The sequence below is a fragment of the Streptomyces sp. NPDC057743 genome, from assembly GCF_042798755.1.
Taxonomy (GTDB): Bacteria; Actinomycetota; Actinomycetes; order Streptomycetales; family Streptomycetaceae; genus Streptomyces.
Genome location: NZ_JBHVJX010000015.1, coordinates 192,091 through 208,123 on the forward strand (window position 1 = coordinate 192,091; position 16,033 = coordinate 208,123).

The following is a 16,033-nucleotide window of genomic DNA, read 5'->3' on the forward strand; positions in this document are numbered from 1 at the left end:
CCCCATGGCGCGTCTCGCACAGACCGAGGGCCTGACCGATATCCAGCGGGAAATCCTCTCCACCGTCCGGGACTTCGTGGACAAGGAGATCATCCCGGTCGCCACGGAGCTGGAGCACCGCGACGAATACCCCACGCAGATCGTCGAGGGCCTGAAGGAACTCGGCGTGTTCGGGCTGATGATTCCGGAGGAATACGGCGGCCTCGGCGAGTCGTTGCTCACCTACGCGTTGACGGTCGAGGAGATCGCCCGCGGCTGGATGAGCGTGTCGGGCATCATCAACACCCACTTCATCGTGGCGTACATGCTCAAGCAGCACGGCACACAGGAACAGAAGGACTATTTCCTGCCGAAGATGGCGGCCGGCGAGATCCGGGGCGCCTTCTCGATGTCGGAGCCGGCGCTGGGTTCCGACGTCTCGGCCATTTCCTCCAAGGGCGTGCGGGACGGCGACGATTACGTCCTCAACGGCCAGAAGATGTGGCTCACCAACGGCGGTTCGTCGACGCTCGTGGCGGTGTTGTGTCGGACCGACGAGGGCCACCCGGAGGGCACCGCCGCGCACAAGTCGATGACGACCTTCCTGGTGGAGAAGGAGGCCGGCTTCGGCGAGGTCCGCCCGGGCCTGACCATCCCCGGCAAGATCGAGAAGATGGGCTACAAGGGCGTCGACACCACCGAGTTGATCATGGACGGTCTGCGCGTACCGGCGGACCGGGTCCTCGGCGGCGAGACCGGGCGTGGCTTCTATCACATGATGGACGGCGTCGAGGTGGGCCGGGTCAATGTGGCCGCGCGCGGCTGCGGCGTCGCCCAGCGCGCCTTCGAACTCGGTGTGTCCTACGCGCAGCAGCGGCAGACGTTCGGCAAGCCGATCGCCCAGCACCAGGCCATCCAGTTCAAGCTGGCGGAAATGGCGACAAAGGTAGAAGCCGCGCATGCCATGATGGTTAATGCCGCACGCAAAAAGGACTCCGGGCAACGAAACGACCTTGAAGCGGGCATGGCGAAGTACCTGGCCTCCGAGTACTGCAAGGAGGTGGTCGAGGACGCCTTCCGCATCCACGGCGGCTACGGCTTCTCCAAGGAGTACGAGATCGAGCGCCTCTACCGGGAGGCCCCGATGCTCCTGATCGGCGAGGGCACGGCCGAGATCCAGAAAATGATCATCGGTCGCCGGCTACTTGAGGAGTACCGAATCCAGGGGTGAACGTCCCCTTTGGACCGTTTTCCGGTAGATAAAGATCACACCGTGTCATCGTTCTTCGGCCATGGATTGGCTCTGGCTCTTGGCCAGTTGCCGCTCGCAACCGATAGCATCCCAGGAAAGCCGCCGTCCCCCGTATCCATATGCGGCATCCTCCGCTACGAAGGTCATTCATGCCCCACAGCCAATCCTCTGCACCTCGCGGTCGCGTCCGCCTCGCGCGCGGAGCGTCGCCGTGGCTCCTCCCGACCGTGGCAACGGCAGCGGTCAGCCTGGCCCGCTCCCGCCGGTCGGGACGCTGGGCCGCCGTCGCCGTGCCCACCACCGCACTCGCGGCGGGCATGCTGTGGTTCTTCCGCGACCCCGAGCGAGAGATCGCGTCGGGACGCGTCATCTCTCCGGCCGACGGCGTGGTGCAGAGCATCATGCCGTGGAAGGACGGGCGCACCCGCGTCGCGATCTTCATGAGCCCGTTGAACGTCCACGTCAACCGCGCGCCGCTGGCCGGCACGGTGACGTCCGTGGAGCACATCCCCGGCGGCTTCGTCCCGGCGTTCAACAAGGAGAGCGAGAACAACGAGCGGGTCGTCTGGCACTTCGACACCGAGCTGGGCGACGTCGAGATGGTGCAGATCGCCGGCGCGGTCGCCCGCCGCATCGTGCCGTACGTGCCCCAGGGCACCAAGGTCGAGCAGGGCGAGCGCGTCGGGCTGATCCGCTTCGGCTCGCGGGTGGACGTCTACCTCCCGGAGGGCGTCGAGCCGGCGGTCGAGGTCGGCCAGGCCACTACCGCGGGGGTGACTCGCCTTGACCGTGGTTGATCCCGAGACACAGGCGAGCTGGGCGCCGGAGAACGACGACGAGGTCGACGACATGCCGCTGTCGACGCGGCTGTCAATAGCGGACACCCTGACGCTCGGCAACGCCATCTGCGGCTTCATGGCCGTGTACTTCACCACCACCGGCGTGCTCATCCCGCACCTCACGGGGACCGAGGACGGCGGGATGGCGCGGCACAGCGCGGCGATGGCCGTGATCCTGATGCTGCTGGCATCGGTCTTCGACCTCTTCGACGGGCTGGTGGCACGCAAGCTGCGGGCCTCGGCGATGGGGGCCGAGCTCGACAACCTCTCCGACCTGATCAGCTTCGGGCTGGCGCCCGCGTACTTCGTGGTGACCTGGGGCATGGTCGCCCAGGACGCGCACCAGAAGGTGTCGGTGGTCGCGGCGGTCGTGGTCCTCCTGGCGGTGGTGCTCCGGCTTGCCCGCTTCTCCTGCGTCACGATCCGCGACGGCATCTTCCAGGGCATGCCGAGCCCGTTCGGCGCCCTGACCGTCGTCGCCATCGTCCTGCTGGAACTGCCGTTCCTGCCGACGCTGCTGGCGATCATCGGGGTGGCCTGGCTGATGGTGAGCCGGGTCGAGTACCCCAAGCCGCGGGGTCGGCTCGCGGTGGCGATGCTGAGCTGGATCGTGCTCAGCATGGGCATGCTCGCCGCCTGGGCCCTGGACGCGCCCAACGGCCAGCTGCTGCTCCAGACCGGCTGCGCCCTGCAGATCGTCCTGGGCGCGATGATCCCGGTCTTCGCGACGGCCCGGAGGGTCAACACCTTCCGCGACAACCGCCGCGAGTCGCGCGCCGATTCGCACGCCGCGCACCAGCCCTGACGGGCCCGGGGCGGCGGCGCCCCACCGAGCACGGGAAGAGGCCCCGAGCGGAACCATCCGCTCGGGGCCTCTTCGTGTGCCGCGGGTGCCGGGGCCGCCCCGGCTCAGGCCAGGAAGTCCCGGACTCAGGCCAGGAAGTCCCGCGCCAACCGCTCGGCCGCGCGTTCCAGCAGCGGGCCCGCCTCGGCCATGCAGCGGGCCGGGTCGGGCTCCAGGTCCGTCAGCGCGTACGCCCGCCGGATGCCGGCCGCGACGAGCGCCTCCTGGGACAGCTGCAACCGTCCGCAGACCGCGGCCACGTCCAGGCCCGCCGCCCGCGCCGCAGCGGCGACCCCGGCCGGCGCCTTGCCGTGCAGGGTCTGTGCGTCGAGCGACCCCTCACCCGTGATCACGAACGTGGCCCGGGCCAGCGCCGGGGCGAAGCCCAGCACCTCCAGCATCACGTCGATGCCGGGCCGGAACGCGGCGTCCAGGCCGACCAGCGCGCCGTAGCCGATCCCGCCGGCGGCGCCGGCCCCCGGCGCCAGCGCGTGCTCCGCGGCCTTCGGGCCGACGGCCCGCTCCAGCACCTCGGCGTAGTGCGCCAGGGCCGCGTCCAGGACGGCGACGTCCTCCTCGGTCGCGCCCTTCTGCGGCCCGTAGACCGCCGGCGCGCCCTTGGGGCCGGTCAGTGGGTTGTCGACGTCGCTGGCGAGCACGATGTCGGTGGCCGTCAGCCGCGGGTCGAGCCCCGAGAGATCGGCCGTGGCCAGCTCCCGCAGGCCCCCGCCGCCCGGCCCGACCGGCGTCCCGTCGGCGGCCAGGAAGCGCGCGCCCAGGGCCGCCAACATGCCCGCGCCGCCGTCCGTGGTGGCGCTGCCCCCGACGCCGAACACGATCGAGGTCGCCCCCGCGTCCAGCGCCGCCAGCAGCAGCTCGCCGGTGCCGTAGGTGGTGGCCGTGAGCGGCGCGAAGACGCCGTGCGGGAGGTGCTGGAGGCCGGATGCCTCGGCCATCTCCACCACGGCCATGCCGTCCTCGCGCAACGCGAAGATGGCCGTCACCGGCTCGCCCGTCGGGCCGGTGACCTGCGCCTCGTGCCGGGTGAAACCCGCCGCCAGCGCCGCCGCGGTCGTCCCGTCGCCGCCGTCCGCGACCGGAACCGCCGCCACGTCCAGACCGGGGACCACGCGCCGCAGACCGGCCGTGACGTGCTCGGCGACCTGCACGGCCGTGAGCGAGCCCTTGAACTTGTCCGCGGCGATCAGCACATGTGCTGTGTTTGTCCTTGCTGCGTCCGCCACCGTGTTTCCCCTTGCTTTCGAACTGGCAGTCGCGCCGCTGCGACCTTATCCGCCCAACGCCCCCGCGAACAGAGCCGAAGAAGATCACCGCGCAGCAACCGCCCGCCCCCCTCATCGCCCCTCACCTGCATCCCCGGTCTCGCCTTCCCCCTACTTCCCCAGTCTCCGCTGCCCCCCTCTCTCCCCCGCTTCCCCCTGTCTCCCCGCACATCTCAGGCCCGCGCTTCTCCATCCCGCAGGCCAGCCCATAGGCTCGCGCCGTGACGATCACGGACGACGACTACGCCTCCTACATCGCCGGCCTGCCACGCGTCCTCGCGGGCGCGGGCGTCATCTTCCGCGACGCGGAAGGGCGCCTCCTACTGGTCGAGCCCAACTACCGCGACACCTGGGTCCTGCCGGGCGGCACCATCGAGTCGGACACCGGCGAGAGCCCGCGCGAGGCCGCCCACCGGGAAACCGTCGAAGAGATCGGCCTGGACGTCGAGTTGGGTCCGCTGCTCGCGGTCGACTGGGTCCGCAGCGCGGCGCGACCACCGGTGGTGTCGTATCTCTTCGACGGCGGGGTGCTGACCCCGGAGCAGTTCGCGACGATCCGGGTGCAGGAGGAGGAGTTGCTGTCCTGGCGCCTGGTCCACTGGGCCGAGGCCGAGCCACTGCTCGCCAAGGACCTGCGCCTGCGCATCCGAGCTGCCCTGGACGCCTTGGAACACGGCCGGGGCCCGGCAGAACTGGAGGACGGGGTCGCGCCTCGTAGTACCCCAGCATGAGAACCGTGGGTTGATTCCCCCTCCCCCACCCGCGCCGTAGCCTCATTCCCATGAAAGAGATCACGGCACGCATCGCACAGGTGCCGGGAGTCGTCGGGGTAATGCTCGGCGGCAGCCGCGCACGAGGAACCAACCGCCCCGATTCCGACTGGGACTTGGGGATCTACTACCGAGGCACGCTGGACCTGCCCGCGCTGGAGGAGCTGGCCGCGGAGGTGACCGGCGGCCCCGTCGAGATACACCCGCCGGGCGCCTGGGGGGCCTGGGTCAACGGCGGGGCGTGGCTGGTCCTGCCCGACGGCAGCCATGTCGACTGGATCTTCCGGGATCTCGACCGGGTGCGGAGGGTGTGGGAGGACTGCCGCGCCGGCCGCTTCGAGACCGGCATACAGGCAGGGCACCCACTGGGCTTCTGGTCTCCCGCCTACCCCGGCGAAGTGGCCCTGGGCCGCGTCCTGGCCGACGACTCCGGGGAGTTGAGCCGCCTCAAGGAGGAGACCGGGACCTACCCGGAGCCCCTGCGCAAGGCGCTGACGAGCGCCGCCGTCTGGGACGCGGGGTTCTCGGTGGCGATGGCGGCCAAGTCGTCAGCGACCGCGGACGTCCTGCACGCCTCCCTGTGCCTCTCCCGTGCGGTGGGTGCGCTCGTTCAGGCCCTGCACGCCCACCACGGCGTGTGGTGCCTCAACGAAAAGGGCGCACTGGCCACGGTGGCCGCCCTCCCCCACACACTGCCGGACTTCGCCTCGCACGCCACCACGCTCCTCGGCGAACTCGGCCGCACCAGCGACCAGTTGCACCACTCCATCACCCTGGCCGAACGCCTGGTAACCGAGGTACGGGAGGTGGTCGTAGCGGGGGCGTGATGGCACGGCGGGTGCGTGACTGTGCTGCGGGTGCGTGACTGTACTGCGGGCGGTGACGGGTGTGCGGGTGTGTGCTGGCGCTTCGGGCGCGTGACGGCGGTGCGGGCCTGTGACGCCACAGCCGGCATAGCTGGCATAGCGGGTAACAGCGGGCATGGCCATTCCTGTCGGCGTATCCGTCCGATAGGGCCGATGCACGTTGCGCGACTAGGCAGAGGCGGAGGTGGGTGGCGGGTGGGGGGCAAGGGGAGGGGGCGGGGCCGAGGTGGGCTCATATCAGGCGGCGGGCCCACACAGATCAACTGCCCCGCCGAGATGGGCAGACCGGTCCAGGTTGGTGCATCGGTCCGGCTCAGGAGATTCGTCCAAATCCGTGCGTCGGTCCCGGTCGGCAGACCCATCCAAAACCGTGCACGGGTCCCGGTCGGCAGACCCGTCCAGACCGGTGCATCGGTCCCGGTCGGCAGGCCCCCGTCCAGCCGGTGCGCCGGGGCCGGATCGGCAGACCGGTCCAGCCCGGTGGGTCGGGCCGGGCCGGTCGACCCGGCCGGATCGATGGATCGCGCCAGACCGGTGGGCCAGACCGGGCCCGTGGATCGCGCCAGACCGGTGGACCAGGCCGGGCCCGTGGACCACGCCGGAGCCGTGGGCCGGGCCGGATCGGCAGTCCGGTCCAGACCGGTGGGCCAGACCGGAGCGGTCGACCCGGCCACACCGGTAGGCCAGGCCGGACGGGTAGACCAGGCCGGGCCGATAGGCCGGAGTGGTGGGCCGGACCGGGCCCGGTGGGGCGGGTCGGTGGAGGGGTCAGGTGAGGGGCTGCGGGGGGAAGAGGCTGTCGGGGGTGCTTTCGAAGGTGAGGAGGCGGCGTTTGCGGTCGAGGCCGCCGCCGTAGCCGGTGAGGCTGCCGTTGGCGCCGACGACGCGGTGGCAGGGGACGACGATGCCGATCGGGTTGCGGCCGTTGGCGAGGCCGACGGCGCGGGACGCGGTCGGGTTGCCGAGCCGTTCGGCGAGTTGGCCGTAGGAGACGGTCCGGCCGTACGGGATGGTGCACAGGGCTTCCCAGACGCGGCGTTGGAACGGGGTGCCGTGCAGGGCGAGCGGCAGGTCGAAGGTGGTCAACTCGCCCCGGAAGTAGGCGCGGAGTTGGGCGATGGCCTCGGCGAAGGGCGGTTCGGTGGGGTCGGCCTGGGTGCCGAAGGTCTCTTGGGGCGGGCGGTGGCGCTGGTCGGTCATGTAGAGGCCGCTGAGGGCGGTGCCGTCGGCGACGAGGGTGAGCGGGCCGACGGGGGTGTCGTCGAGGACGGTGTGGGTGATGGGGCCAGTGGGTTTTGTAGGGCTGGTAGGTGTTGTGGGGTTGGTGGTGGGTGAGGGCATGGTGGGGCTCAATTCGTGGGGAGGTAGTTGATGGGGTGGTCGCCGGTGGCCCAGAGGTACTGGACGGCGTAGGCGCGCCAGGGGCGCCAGCGGGCGGAGTGGCGGATCAGGGCGGCGGGCGTGGCGGGCATGCCGAGGTGGGCGGCGGCGCGTCGGAGGCCGAGGTCGGTGGGGGTGAAGGCGTCGGGGTCGCCCAGGGCGCGCATGGCGATGGATTCGACGGTCCAGGGGCCGATGCCGGGGAGTTGGGTGAGTCGGGCGCGGGCCTCGTCCCGGTCGCTGCCGACGCCGAGTTGGAGGGTTCCGTCGGCGAGGGCGGCGACGAGGCCGGTGAGGGTGGTGCGCCGGGTGCGGGGCATGGCGAGGGTTTCGGGGTCGAGTTGGGCGAGGGCGGTGGCGCCGGGGAAGAGGTGGGTGAGGCCGCCGCCGGGGTCGTCGATGGGTTCGCCGTGGGCGAGGACGAGGCGGCCGGCGTGAGTGCGGGCGGCGGCGGTGGAGACCTGTTGGCCGAGGACGGCGCGGACCGCGAACTCGTCGGCGTCGGCGGTGCGTGGGACGCGGCGGCCGGGGGCCTTGTCGACCAGCGGCGCGAGTTGGGGGTCGGTGCGGAGGAGTCCGTCGACGGCTTCGGGGTCGGCGTCGAGGTCGAGCATGCGGCGGCAGCGGGCGATGGCGCCGGCGAGGTCGCGGAGGTCGGTGAGGGAGAGGCGGCAGTCGATGTGGTCGGGGCGGGGGGTGAGGGCGACGATGCCGTGGCCGTAGGGGAGGTCGAGGGTGCGGCGGTAGGCGCCGTTCCGCCATTCCTCGACGCCGGGGACGGCGGTGGCGGCGAGGTGCCCGAAGAGGTTGTCGGGGTTGAGGGGTTGGCGGAAGGGGAGTCGTAGGGCGAGGGTTCCGGGGGCGGTGGTGTGCGGGCCGGGGCCGGTGCGGGTGCGGAGTGCGGTCGGGGAGAGGCCGAAGACCTCGCGGACGGTGTCGTTGAAGGTGCGGATGCTGGCGAATCCGGCGGCGAAGGCGATCTCGGCCATGGGCAGTGTGGTGGTCTCGATCAGGAGCCGGGCGGTCTGGGCGCGTTGGGCGCGGGCCAGGGCGAGGGGGCCGGCGCCGAGTTCGGCGAGGAGTTGGCGTTCGATCTGCCGTGGGCTGTAACCGAGTTGGGCGGCCAGGCCGGGGACGCCCGCGCGGTCGACGATGCCGTCGGCGATCAGTCGCATGGCGCGGGCGACCAGGTCGGCCCGCTCGTCCCATTGCGGGGAGCCGGGGCTGGCGTCGGGGCGGCAGCGTTTGCAGGCGCGGTAGCCGGCTTGCTGGGCGGCGGCCGCGCTGGGGTAGAACGTCATGTTCTCGGGCTTGGGGGGCACGACCGGGCAGCTGGGCCGGCAGTAGATGCCGGTGGTGCGGACGGCGGTGTAGAACCAGCCGTCGAAGCGGGCGTCCTTGGACTGCACGGCGCGGAGGCAGCGCTCGGTGTCGGTGTGCATGTCTTCAGGATTGCTCAGTCACGGGGGTCACGCTGGCGGAAATCCGACATCGACCTTGGCTCATCAGGACGGACGCCAGTTCCCCTCGTCACCTCGCCCTTGGTTGGTGCCTGGTCAGGTGCCCGGTCTGTTGTCTGTCGGGGCGCTGTCTGTGCGTCCCGTACGCCGCCGCGGTCTGGGCCGAACAGCCGGCGTCCTCCCCCGTCGTTGCCCCGCTCCCCTGTCTGCGGGGCTGATCGGCCGCGGTGGTGTCCCGGAGCGGGAAGTCAGCCGGCGGCGTAGGGGTGTTCAGTCCTCGGCGAGGGCGGCCTCGTAGGCGGTGCGGGCGCGGTCGTCGAAGACCACGAAGCGGATCTCGTCGAAGGCGTCGGGGGTGGCGGTGAGCGCGGCGCGGACGGTGGCGACGGCGGTGCGGGCGGCGTCGGCGAGCGGCCAGCGGTAGATGCCGGTGGAGATGGCGGGGAACGCGACGGTGCGGGCGCCGAGTTGGGCGGCGGCGCGCAGCGACTGGGTGTAGCAGGAGGCCAGTAGGGCGCTGCGGTCCTCGGTGGTGGAGTGGACCGGGCCGACGGTGTGGATCACCCAGCGGGCGGGGAGTCGGCCGGCGGTGGTGGCGACGGCCTGGCCGGTGGGCAGGCCGCGGCCGTAGTGGCCGGCGCGCAGGGCGCGGCAGGCGTCGAGGATGTCGGGGCCGCCGTGGCGGTGGATGGCGCCGTCCACGCCTCCGCCGCCGAGGAGGGAGGAGTTGGCGGCGTTGACGATGGCGTCGACGGCCTGTTCGGTGATGTCGCCCTGGACGAGGGTGAGGGTGGTGCTCATGGGGTGAGCGTAGGGGCTGGCAGCGGTCAGTGGCCGGTGGTGCGGAGGCGGCGCCAGACGGCCTTGGCGGCGTGGTGGCCGGACATGCCGTGGACGCCGGGGCCGGGTGGGGTGGCCTGGGAGCAGAGGTAGACGGCGGGGTGGGCGGTCTCGTAGGGGACGCGGGTGAGTTTGGGGCGGATGAGGAGGCGGAGGCCGGCGGCGGAGCCGGTGGCGGTGTCGCCGCCGACGTAGTTGGCGTTGCGGGCGGCGAGTTGTGGGGGGCCGGCGACGGCGCGGGCCAGGATCAGGTCGCGGAAGCCGGGGGCGAAGCGTTCGATCTGTCGCTCGACGACGTCGGTGGCGTCGCCCTCCCAGCCGTTGGGGACGTGGCCGTAGGCCCAGAAGGTGTGCTTGCCCTCGGGGGCGCGGGTGGGGTCGATGAGGCTGGGTTGGGCGGTGATGAGGAAGGGGACGGAGGGGTCGCGGCCTTGGACGGCGGCGTCCAGGGCGGCGGAGATTTCGCCGCTGGTGGGGCCGATGTGGACGGTGCCAGCGCGGTGGGCGTCGTCGGCGGTCCAGGGGACGGGGCCGGAGAGCGCGTAGTCGATCTTGAAGACGCTGGGGCCGTAGACGACGTTGCGGTAGGCGTTGCCCAGGCCGGCGATGCGGGCGAGCGCGGTCGGGGAGGTGTCGAAGACGTAGGCGCGGGCGGGCGGGAGGTCGTCCAGGCGCTTGACCTCGAAGTCGGTGTGCAGGATGCCGCCGTGGGCGCGGAGCAGGCCGGCCAGGGCGTCGGAGATGGCCTGGGAGCCGCCGCGGGGCACCGGCCAGCCGTTGGCGTGGGCGGCGAGGGCGAACATCAGGGCCAGGCCGCTGGTGCCGAGGCCGCGGAGCGGGGCGATGGCGTGCGCGGCGAGGCCGGCCAGCAGGCCGCGGGCCTTCTCGTTCCGGAAGCGGCGGTTGAGGAGGGTGACGGGCTGCATGGCGACCAGGCCGAAGCGGGCGTAGGTGACCGGGTCTTGGGGCAGGCCGAGCCATTGGGTGCGCAGGAAGTCGTGGGCCATGGCGTCCCACTTGCCGATGAACGGCGCGATGAGGCGGCGGTAGGTGCCGGCGTCGTGTGGCCCGAAGGACATCGCGGTCTCGCCGACGGAGTGCGCGAGGACGGCAGCGGTGCCGTCGGGGAAGGGGTGCGCCATCGGGAGGTCGGGGTGCAGCCATTTCAGGCCGTGCCGTTCCAGGGGCATGGCGCGGAAGGCGGGTGAGCCGACGGCGAGCGGGTGGACCGCGGAGCAGGGGTCGTGGCGGAAGCCGGGGAGGGTGAGTTCTTCGGTGCGGGCGCCGCCGCCGATTCCGTCGCGGGCCTCGAAGACCTCCACGGACATGCCGCGGCGGGCGAGTTCGACCGCTGCTGTCAGGCCGTTGGGCCCCGATCCGATCACCACGGCGTCGAGCATCGTCGGCACCTGCGCCACTCCCCTCGTGTCCGACCCTCGTCGGTGAGGGTCAGTTGGCGGCTGCCAGCAGTCCGAGGATACGCCGCGCCGTTGCGGCGTCCCGTGCCGCGGTGAAGGGGAGCGCGTTGCCGCCCTCGATGCGGAAGGGGTGGCCGGCGACCGTGCCGCTGGCGCCGCCGGCTTCGTGGACGAGGAGGAGTCCGGCGGCGTGGTCCCAGGAGTTCTCCCAGCTGAAGGCGGTGGCGTCGAGCCGGCCCTGGGCTATGTGGAGGTATTCCAGGCCGGCCGAGCCGCAGGGGCGGGGGGCGACGCCGGGGGCGTTGAGGGTGGCCAGGACGCGCTTTTGGTCGTCGTTGGTGAAGTCGGGGTGGGAGGTGGCGACTTCGAGGGGGGCGTCGGGCGCGGGGTGGCCGGCGGTGAGGGGCGCGCCGTTGAGGTGGGCGCCGGCGCCGAGGCGGGCGGTGGCCATCTGGTCGAGGGCGGGCGCGTACGTCCAGGAGGCGAGGGTTTCGCCGCGGTGGGCGAGGGCGACGAGGGTGGCGAAGCCGGGGTCGCCGTGGACGAATTGGCGGGTGCCGTCGACCGGGTCGACGATCCAGACGGGGGCGTCGCCGTGGAGGGCGTCGAGGACGGTGGGGTCGGCGTGCACGGCTTCCTCGCCGACGACGAGGGAGCCGGGCAGGAGCGCGGTGAGGGCGGCGGTGAGGTGCTCCTCGGCGCGCCGGTCGGCGATGGTGACGAGGTCGTGCGGGCCGTTCTTCTCGACGATGTCCTCGGCGGCGAGCTGCCGGAAGCGGGGCATGATCTCGTCGGCGGCGGCCTGCCGGATGGCGGCCTCGACGGCGACGAGGTCCAGCCCGGAGAGGTCCAGGGTGACCGGGGTGGTGGCCGTGGGTGTGGCGGGGGTGGTGCTGAGGGTGACGGCGTCGGTGAGCTCCGTGGTGTCTCCCGCGTTGTGGGTCTGCAGTGCTTCGATCATGCATCCATCGAACCACGCGCCACTGACACTCCGGACGGCGTCCCGGTGAACTCCGGGTGCTGTGCGGGCTACGGGAGGGTGCGGCGGGGCCGGGGCGGGGGCGTTCGCCGGCCCCCACCTGCGGGTGTCACCACGGGTGGGGGCCGGACAACGGAGCGGTACGAAGTGGTACGGGGCGGGGCGGGCCGGGTCGTGGTGGGTCAGCGGCCGACGGCGTATCCCTGCATGCCGCGGGGGTTGGCGGCGGCCGACAGCACTCCGGTGCGGGGGTCGCGGGCGACGGCGCACAGCCGCCCCTCGGTCCAGGCGCCGCCGATCGTCACGTCATGGCCGCGGCTGCGCAGTCCGTCGATGACGGGCTGGCCGATCCGGGATTCCACGGTGACGCTGCCGGGGCGCATGGCGCGCGGGTAGAAGGAGCTGGGGAAGGAGTCGGTGTGCCAGTTGGGGGCGTCGATGGCGCCCTGGAGGTCGAGCCCGCCGCGGATCTGTGGGCGCAGTGCCACGGACAGGAAGAAGTGGAGCTGCCATTGGTCCTGTTGGTCGCCGCCGGGGGTGCCGAACGCCATGACGGGGATGCCGTCGCGCAGGGCGAGGGAGGGGGTGAGGGTGGTGCGGGGGCGGCGGCCGGGGGTGAGGGAGTTGGGCAGGCCGGTTTCGAGCCAGGTCATCTGGAGGCGGGTGCCGAGGGGGAAGCCGAGTTCGGGGATCACGGGGTTGGATTGGAGCCAGCCGCCGGAGGGGGTGGCGGAGACGAGGTTGCCCCAGCGGTCGACGATGTCGATGTGGCAGGTGTCGCCGCGGGTGGCGCCGTCGCGGGCCACGGTCGGTTCGCCGGCGCCGGTGGCGGGGGTGGCCAACGGGTCGAAGCCGCGGGCGCCGGTGGCCACCGCGAGGGCGTGTTTGCTCAGGCGCGGGGTGCGGCCGTCGGGGCTGCCGGGGCGTAGGGCGTGGGAGGCGCGGTCGCCGATGAGGGCGCGGCGGGCGGTGTTGTAGTCGGCGCTGAGGAGGGTGGTGAGCGGGGTGTCGTCGGTGGCGTCGCCGTACCAGGCTTCGCGGTCGGCCATGGCGAGTTTGCAGCCCTCGATGAGCAGGTGGACGTAGTCGGGGCTGGCGCGGTCGGGCAACTCTTCGGGGAGTAGGGCGAGTTGTTGGAGGAAGGCGGGGCCCTGGGTCCAGGCGGCGGCCTTGGCGACGGTCCAGCCGTGCCAGTCGTGGGTGATCGGTTGCTCGTAGGTGGCGGTGTAGGCGGTGAGGTCGTCGCCGGTGAGGGTGCCGGTGTGGCGTTCGCCGGAGGTGTCCATGGTGGGGCGGGCGGCGAAGGCGGCGAGCGCCTCGCCGATGAAGCCCTCGCGCCAGATGCGGCGGGCGGCCTCGATCTGTGTGTCGCGGTCGGTGGCGGCGGCCTCGGCCTCGGTCAGGAGGCGGCGCCAAGTGGCGGCCAGGGGGCGGTTGGTGAGGAGTTCGCCGGGGCGGACGGGGTGGCCGCCGTGGAGGTAGAGCTCGGCGGAGGTGGTCCACTCGGTAGTGAAGAGTTCCCGGACGGTGGCGATGGACTGGCTTATGCCTTCGACGGCGGGGTGGCCGTGTTCGGCGTAGCCGATGGCGTAACGGAGCACGTCGGCCAGGGACTTGGTGCCGTGGTCGCGCAGCAGCAGCATCCAGGCGTCGAAGGCGCCGGGGACGGCGGCGGCGAGCGGTCCGGTGCCGGGCACCAGGTCGAGGCCGAGGGAGGTGTAGTGGGCGACGGTCGCGCCGGCGGGGGCCGGGCCCTGGCCGCAGAGCACCTGCACCGGCCCGTCGGCGGGGGCCAGGATGAGGGGGACCTCGCCGGCCGGTCCGTTGAGGTGCGGTTCGACGACGTGCAGGACGAAGCCGGCGGCGACGGCGGCGTCGAAGGCGTTGCCGCCGTCCTCCAGGACGGCCATGGCGGACTGGGAGGCCAGCCAGTGGGTGGTGGCGGCCATGCCGAAGGTGCCTTGGAGGGTGGGGCGGGTGGTGAACACGGGCGGCTCCTCGGGGTCGTGGGTCGTTCCGCCGGTTGCGTGGGCGGTGGCGGCGTTCCGATCAGTCGTAGCCTCCCCGCGTCGCCCGGAATCTCACCCGGGATTCCCGCTCGCCCGGCTCCGTCGCGTTCCGTAGGCTCGCGCCATGAGCAGTGCCGAGGCGCCGAGCGGTGGGGGCGGCGGGTCCGTGCGCCGTCCTTTGGTGGCGATCCTGAGTGGTGCCGGGATCTCCACGGACTCCGGGATTCCCGACTACCGCGGTCCGCAAGGGTTGTGGCGGCGCGATCCGGAGGCCGAGAAGCTGGTCACCTACGACACGTATATGGCGGATCCGGAGATTCGGCGGCGGTCGTGGCGGATGCGGCGGGAGAGTCCGGCGTTGCGGGCGCGGCCGAATGTGGCGCATGAGGCGGTGGCCCGGTTGGAGCGGTCGGGGACGCCGGTGCGGGTGATCACGCAGAACGTGGACGGTCTGCACCAGCTCGCCGGGGTGCCGGCCCGCAAGGTGTTGGAACTGCACGGCACCGCGCGGGAGGTGGCGTGCACGCGGTGTCATGCCCGGTCGTCGATGGCCGAGGCGCTGGAGCGGGTGGCGGCGGGTGAGGCGGATCCGGCGTGCCTGGTGTGCGGGGGGATCCTGAAGTCGGCGACGGTGATGTTCGGGGAGCGGTTGGATCCGCGGGTGTTGGGCGAGGCGGTGGGGGTGGCGAAGGCGGCGGAGGTGTTCTTCGCGGTGGGCAGCACGCTCCAGGTGCAGCCGGCGGCGTCGTTGGTGGGGGTGGCGGTGGAGCACGGTGCGCGGCTGGTGATCGTCAATGCCGAGCCGACGCCGTACGACGGGCTGGCCGCGGAGGTGGTGCGGGAGCCTATCGGGACGGCGTTGCCGCGGTTGTTGGGGGCGCTGGGCTGACGCGGGGGCGATCCGGTCCCTTTTGCCGGGAATGCTGGCGGTCGCGTTACGGTTGACGCCGCTGCCGGCCGCGCGCCGTGCGGGGGAACGGGCAGCCGGTTGTGGAAGGACGGTAGGGCCGTGCAGGGCAAGCACCACGGTGAGTACAAGGTGCCGGGCGGCAAGCTGGTGGTCGTCGACCTCGATGTGGTGGACGGGGCGTTGCGGGACGTGCGGGTGGCCGGGGACTTCTTCCTGGAGCCGGACGAGGCGCTGGACGCCATCAACGGCGCGTTGGAGGGCACGCCGGCGGAGACTGACGCGCGGGGGTTGGCCGCCCGGATCGATGCGGCGTTGCCGACGGGTGCGGTGTTGTTCGGGTTTAGCAGCGAGGCGGTGGGCGTCGCGGTGCGGCGGGCGGTCGCGGGCGCCCGGGAGTGGACGGACTTCGACTGGCAGATCATCCACGAGGGGCCGCAGCCGCCGGCGTTGCACATGGCGTTGGACGAGGTGCTGACGGCCGAGGTCGCGGCGGGGCGGCGGCCGCCGACGCTGCGGGTGTGGGAGTGGGACCGCCCGGCGGTGATCATCGGCAGCTTCCAGTCGTTGCGCAACGAGGTCGATGCACAGGGCGCGGAGCGGCACGGCGTCACGGTGGTCCGGCGGATCTCCGGCGGCGGGGCGATGTTCGTGGAGCCGGGCAACACCATCACCTACTCGCTGTGCGTGCCCAACTCCCTGGTGCAGGGCCTGACGTTCGCGGAGAGCTATGCCTATCTGGACGACTGGGTGCTGGGGGCGCTCGGCGACATGGGCATCAAGGCGTGGTACAAGCCGCTCAACGACATCGCGACGGAGGCCGGGAAGATCGCCGGGGCGGCGCAGAAGCGGATGGTCGCGGGCACCGGCGCGGTGTTGCACCACGTGACGATGTCCTACGACATCGATGCGGAGAAGATGGTGCAGGTGCTGCGGATCGGCAAGGAGAAGCTGTCGGACAAGGGCACCACCAGCGCGAAGAAGCGGGTGGATCCGCTGCGTCGGCAGACGGGGTTGCCGCGGGACGAGGTCATCGCGCGGATGATCGCGTCGTTCCGGGCCCGGTACGGCGGGGCGATGGGGGCGGTGTCGGCCCAGGAGCTGGCGCGGGCCGAGGAGTTGGCGGCGGGGAAGTTCAGTTCCCGGGAGTGGCTGACGCGGGTGCCGTAGGGCGTTCCGCGGCCGGCGGGGCCGGCCGCGGGCCGGG

14 protein-coding genes are annotated in these 16,033 nt (G+C 72.4%); 7 read left to right on the forward strand and 7 right to left on the reverse strand.

All coding sequences use genetic code 11. The features are described from left to right. Positions 1-4 precede the first annotated feature (4 nt). From ACFVFQ_RS19470 to pssA, 3 genes are all read left to right on the forward strand, one after another. The gene (locus tag ACFVFQ_RS19470) at positions 5-1,210 is read left to right on the forward strand and encodes an acyl-CoA dehydrogenase family protein (RefSeq protein WP_383417323.1); all 1,206 of its coding nucleotides are present in this window, start codon (positions 5-7) and stop codon (positions 1,208-1,210) included. A 170-nt stretch (positions 1,211-1,380) separates the two neighbouring features. Beyond that, positions 1,381-2,028, forward strand: coding sequence for a phosphatidylserine decarboxylase (locus tag ACFVFQ_RS19475; protein ID WP_383417326.1), 648 nt, complete (start codon positions 1,381-1,383; stop codon positions 2,026-2,028). Further along, positions 2,015-2,875 carry a CDP-diacylglycerol--serine O-phosphatidyltransferase gene (gene pssA / locus ACFVFQ_RS19480; protein WP_383417329.1) on the forward strand — a complete coding sequence of 287 codons (861 nt, stop codon included), beginning with the start codon at positions 2,015-2,017 and terminating at the stop codon, positions 2,873-2,875. Before ACFVFQ_RS19475 ends, pssA begins: the two co-directional genes overlap by 14 nt. 125 nt (positions 2,876-3,000) lie before the next feature. Here the strand turns inward: pssA and ACFVFQ_RS19485 are convergent, their stop codons facing one another. Next, on the reverse strand, positions 3,001-4,125 hold the full coding sequence (locus tag ACFVFQ_RS19485; RefSeq protein WP_383417332.1) for a glycerate kinase: 1,125 nt from the start codon (positions 4,123-4,125) through the stop codon (positions 3,001-3,003). Between the two features lie 293 nt (positions 4,126-4,418). On the opposite strand from ACFVFQ_RS19485, the gene ACFVFQ_RS19490 reads away from it, so the two are divergent. Both ACFVFQ_RS19490 and ACFVFQ_RS19495 read left to right on the forward strand, forming a co-directional pair. Then, positions 4,419-4,928: an NUDIX domain-containing protein gene (locus ACFVFQ_RS19490; protein ID WP_383417335.1), complete on the forward strand. Its 510-nt coding sequence runs from the start codon at positions 4,419-4,421 to the stop codon at positions 4,926-4,928. Between the two features lie 50 nt (positions 4,929-4,978). After that, positions 4,979-5,794, forward strand: a complete 816-nt coding sequence (locus ACFVFQ_RS19495; RefSeq protein ID WP_383417338.1) for a nucleotidyltransferase domain-containing protein — start codon at positions 4,979-4,981, stop codon at positions 5,792-5,794. 807 nt (positions 5,795-6,601) lie between these two features. Here ACFVFQ_RS19495 and ACFVFQ_RS19500 read toward each other — a convergent pair. The 6 genes from ACFVFQ_RS19500 to ACFVFQ_RS19525 all read right to left on the reverse strand — a co-directional run bounded on the left by ACFVFQ_RS19500 (position 6,602) and on the right by ACFVFQ_RS19525 (position 13,898). Continuing rightward, the gene (locus tag ACFVFQ_RS19500; RefSeq protein WP_383417341.1) at positions 6,602-7,174 is read right to left on the reverse strand and encodes a methylated-DNA--[protein]-cysteine S-methyltransferase; all 573 of its coding nucleotides are present in this window, start codon (positions 7,172-7,174) and stop codon (positions 6,602-6,604) included. Between the two features lie 8 nt (positions 7,175-7,182). Next, complete coding sequence (locus ACFVFQ_RS19505) at positions 7,183-8,655, reverse strand: AlkA N-terminal domain-containing protein (protein WP_383417344.1); 1,473 nt, start codon at positions 8,653-8,655, stop codon at positions 7,183-7,185. A 288-nt stretch (positions 8,656-8,943) separates the two neighbouring features. Further along, positions 8,944-9,474: an O-acetyl-ADP-ribose deacetylase gene (locus tag ACFVFQ_RS19510; RefSeq protein WP_383417350.1), complete on the reverse strand. Its 531-nt coding sequence runs from the start codon at positions 9,472-9,474 to the stop codon at positions 8,944-8,946. Positions 9,475-9,500: 26 nt separating this feature from the next. Then, the gene (locus ACFVFQ_RS19515; protein ID WP_383417354.1) at positions 9,501-10,922 is read right to left on the reverse strand and encodes a phytoene desaturase family protein; all 1,422 of its coding nucleotides are present in this window, start codon (positions 10,920-10,922) and stop codon (positions 9,501-9,503) included. A 40-nt stretch (positions 10,923-10,962) separates the two neighbouring features. After that, entirely contained in the window at positions 10,963-11,892 is a 930-nt protein-coding gene (locus ACFVFQ_RS19520) for an inositol monophosphatase family protein (protein ID WP_383417359.1), read from the reverse strand. A 200-nt stretch (positions 11,893-12,092) separates the two neighbouring features. Continuing rightward, positions 12,093-13,898, reverse strand: coding sequence for a gamma-glutamyltransferase family protein (locus tag ACFVFQ_RS19525; RefSeq protein ID WP_383417361.1), 1,806 nt, complete (start codon positions 13,896-13,898; stop codon positions 12,093-12,095). Between the two features lie 145 nt (positions 13,899-14,043). Here ACFVFQ_RS19525 and ACFVFQ_RS19530 point away from each other — a divergent pair, with 145 nt between their 5' ends. Both ACFVFQ_RS19530 and ACFVFQ_RS19535 read left to right on the forward strand, forming a co-directional pair. Continuing rightward, complete coding sequence (locus tag ACFVFQ_RS19530) at positions 14,044-14,808, forward strand: NAD-dependent deacetylase (RefSeq protein ID WP_383417364.1); 765 nt, start codon at positions 14,044-14,046, stop codon at positions 14,806-14,808. 120 nt (positions 14,809-14,928) lie between these two features. Further along, positions 14,929-15,996, forward strand: coding sequence for a biotin/lipoate A/B protein ligase family protein (locus ACFVFQ_RS19535; RefSeq protein ID WP_383417367.1), 1,068 nt, complete (start codon positions 14,929-14,931; stop codon positions 15,994-15,996). The last annotated feature ends 37 nt before the right edge of the window (positions 15,997-16,033 follow it).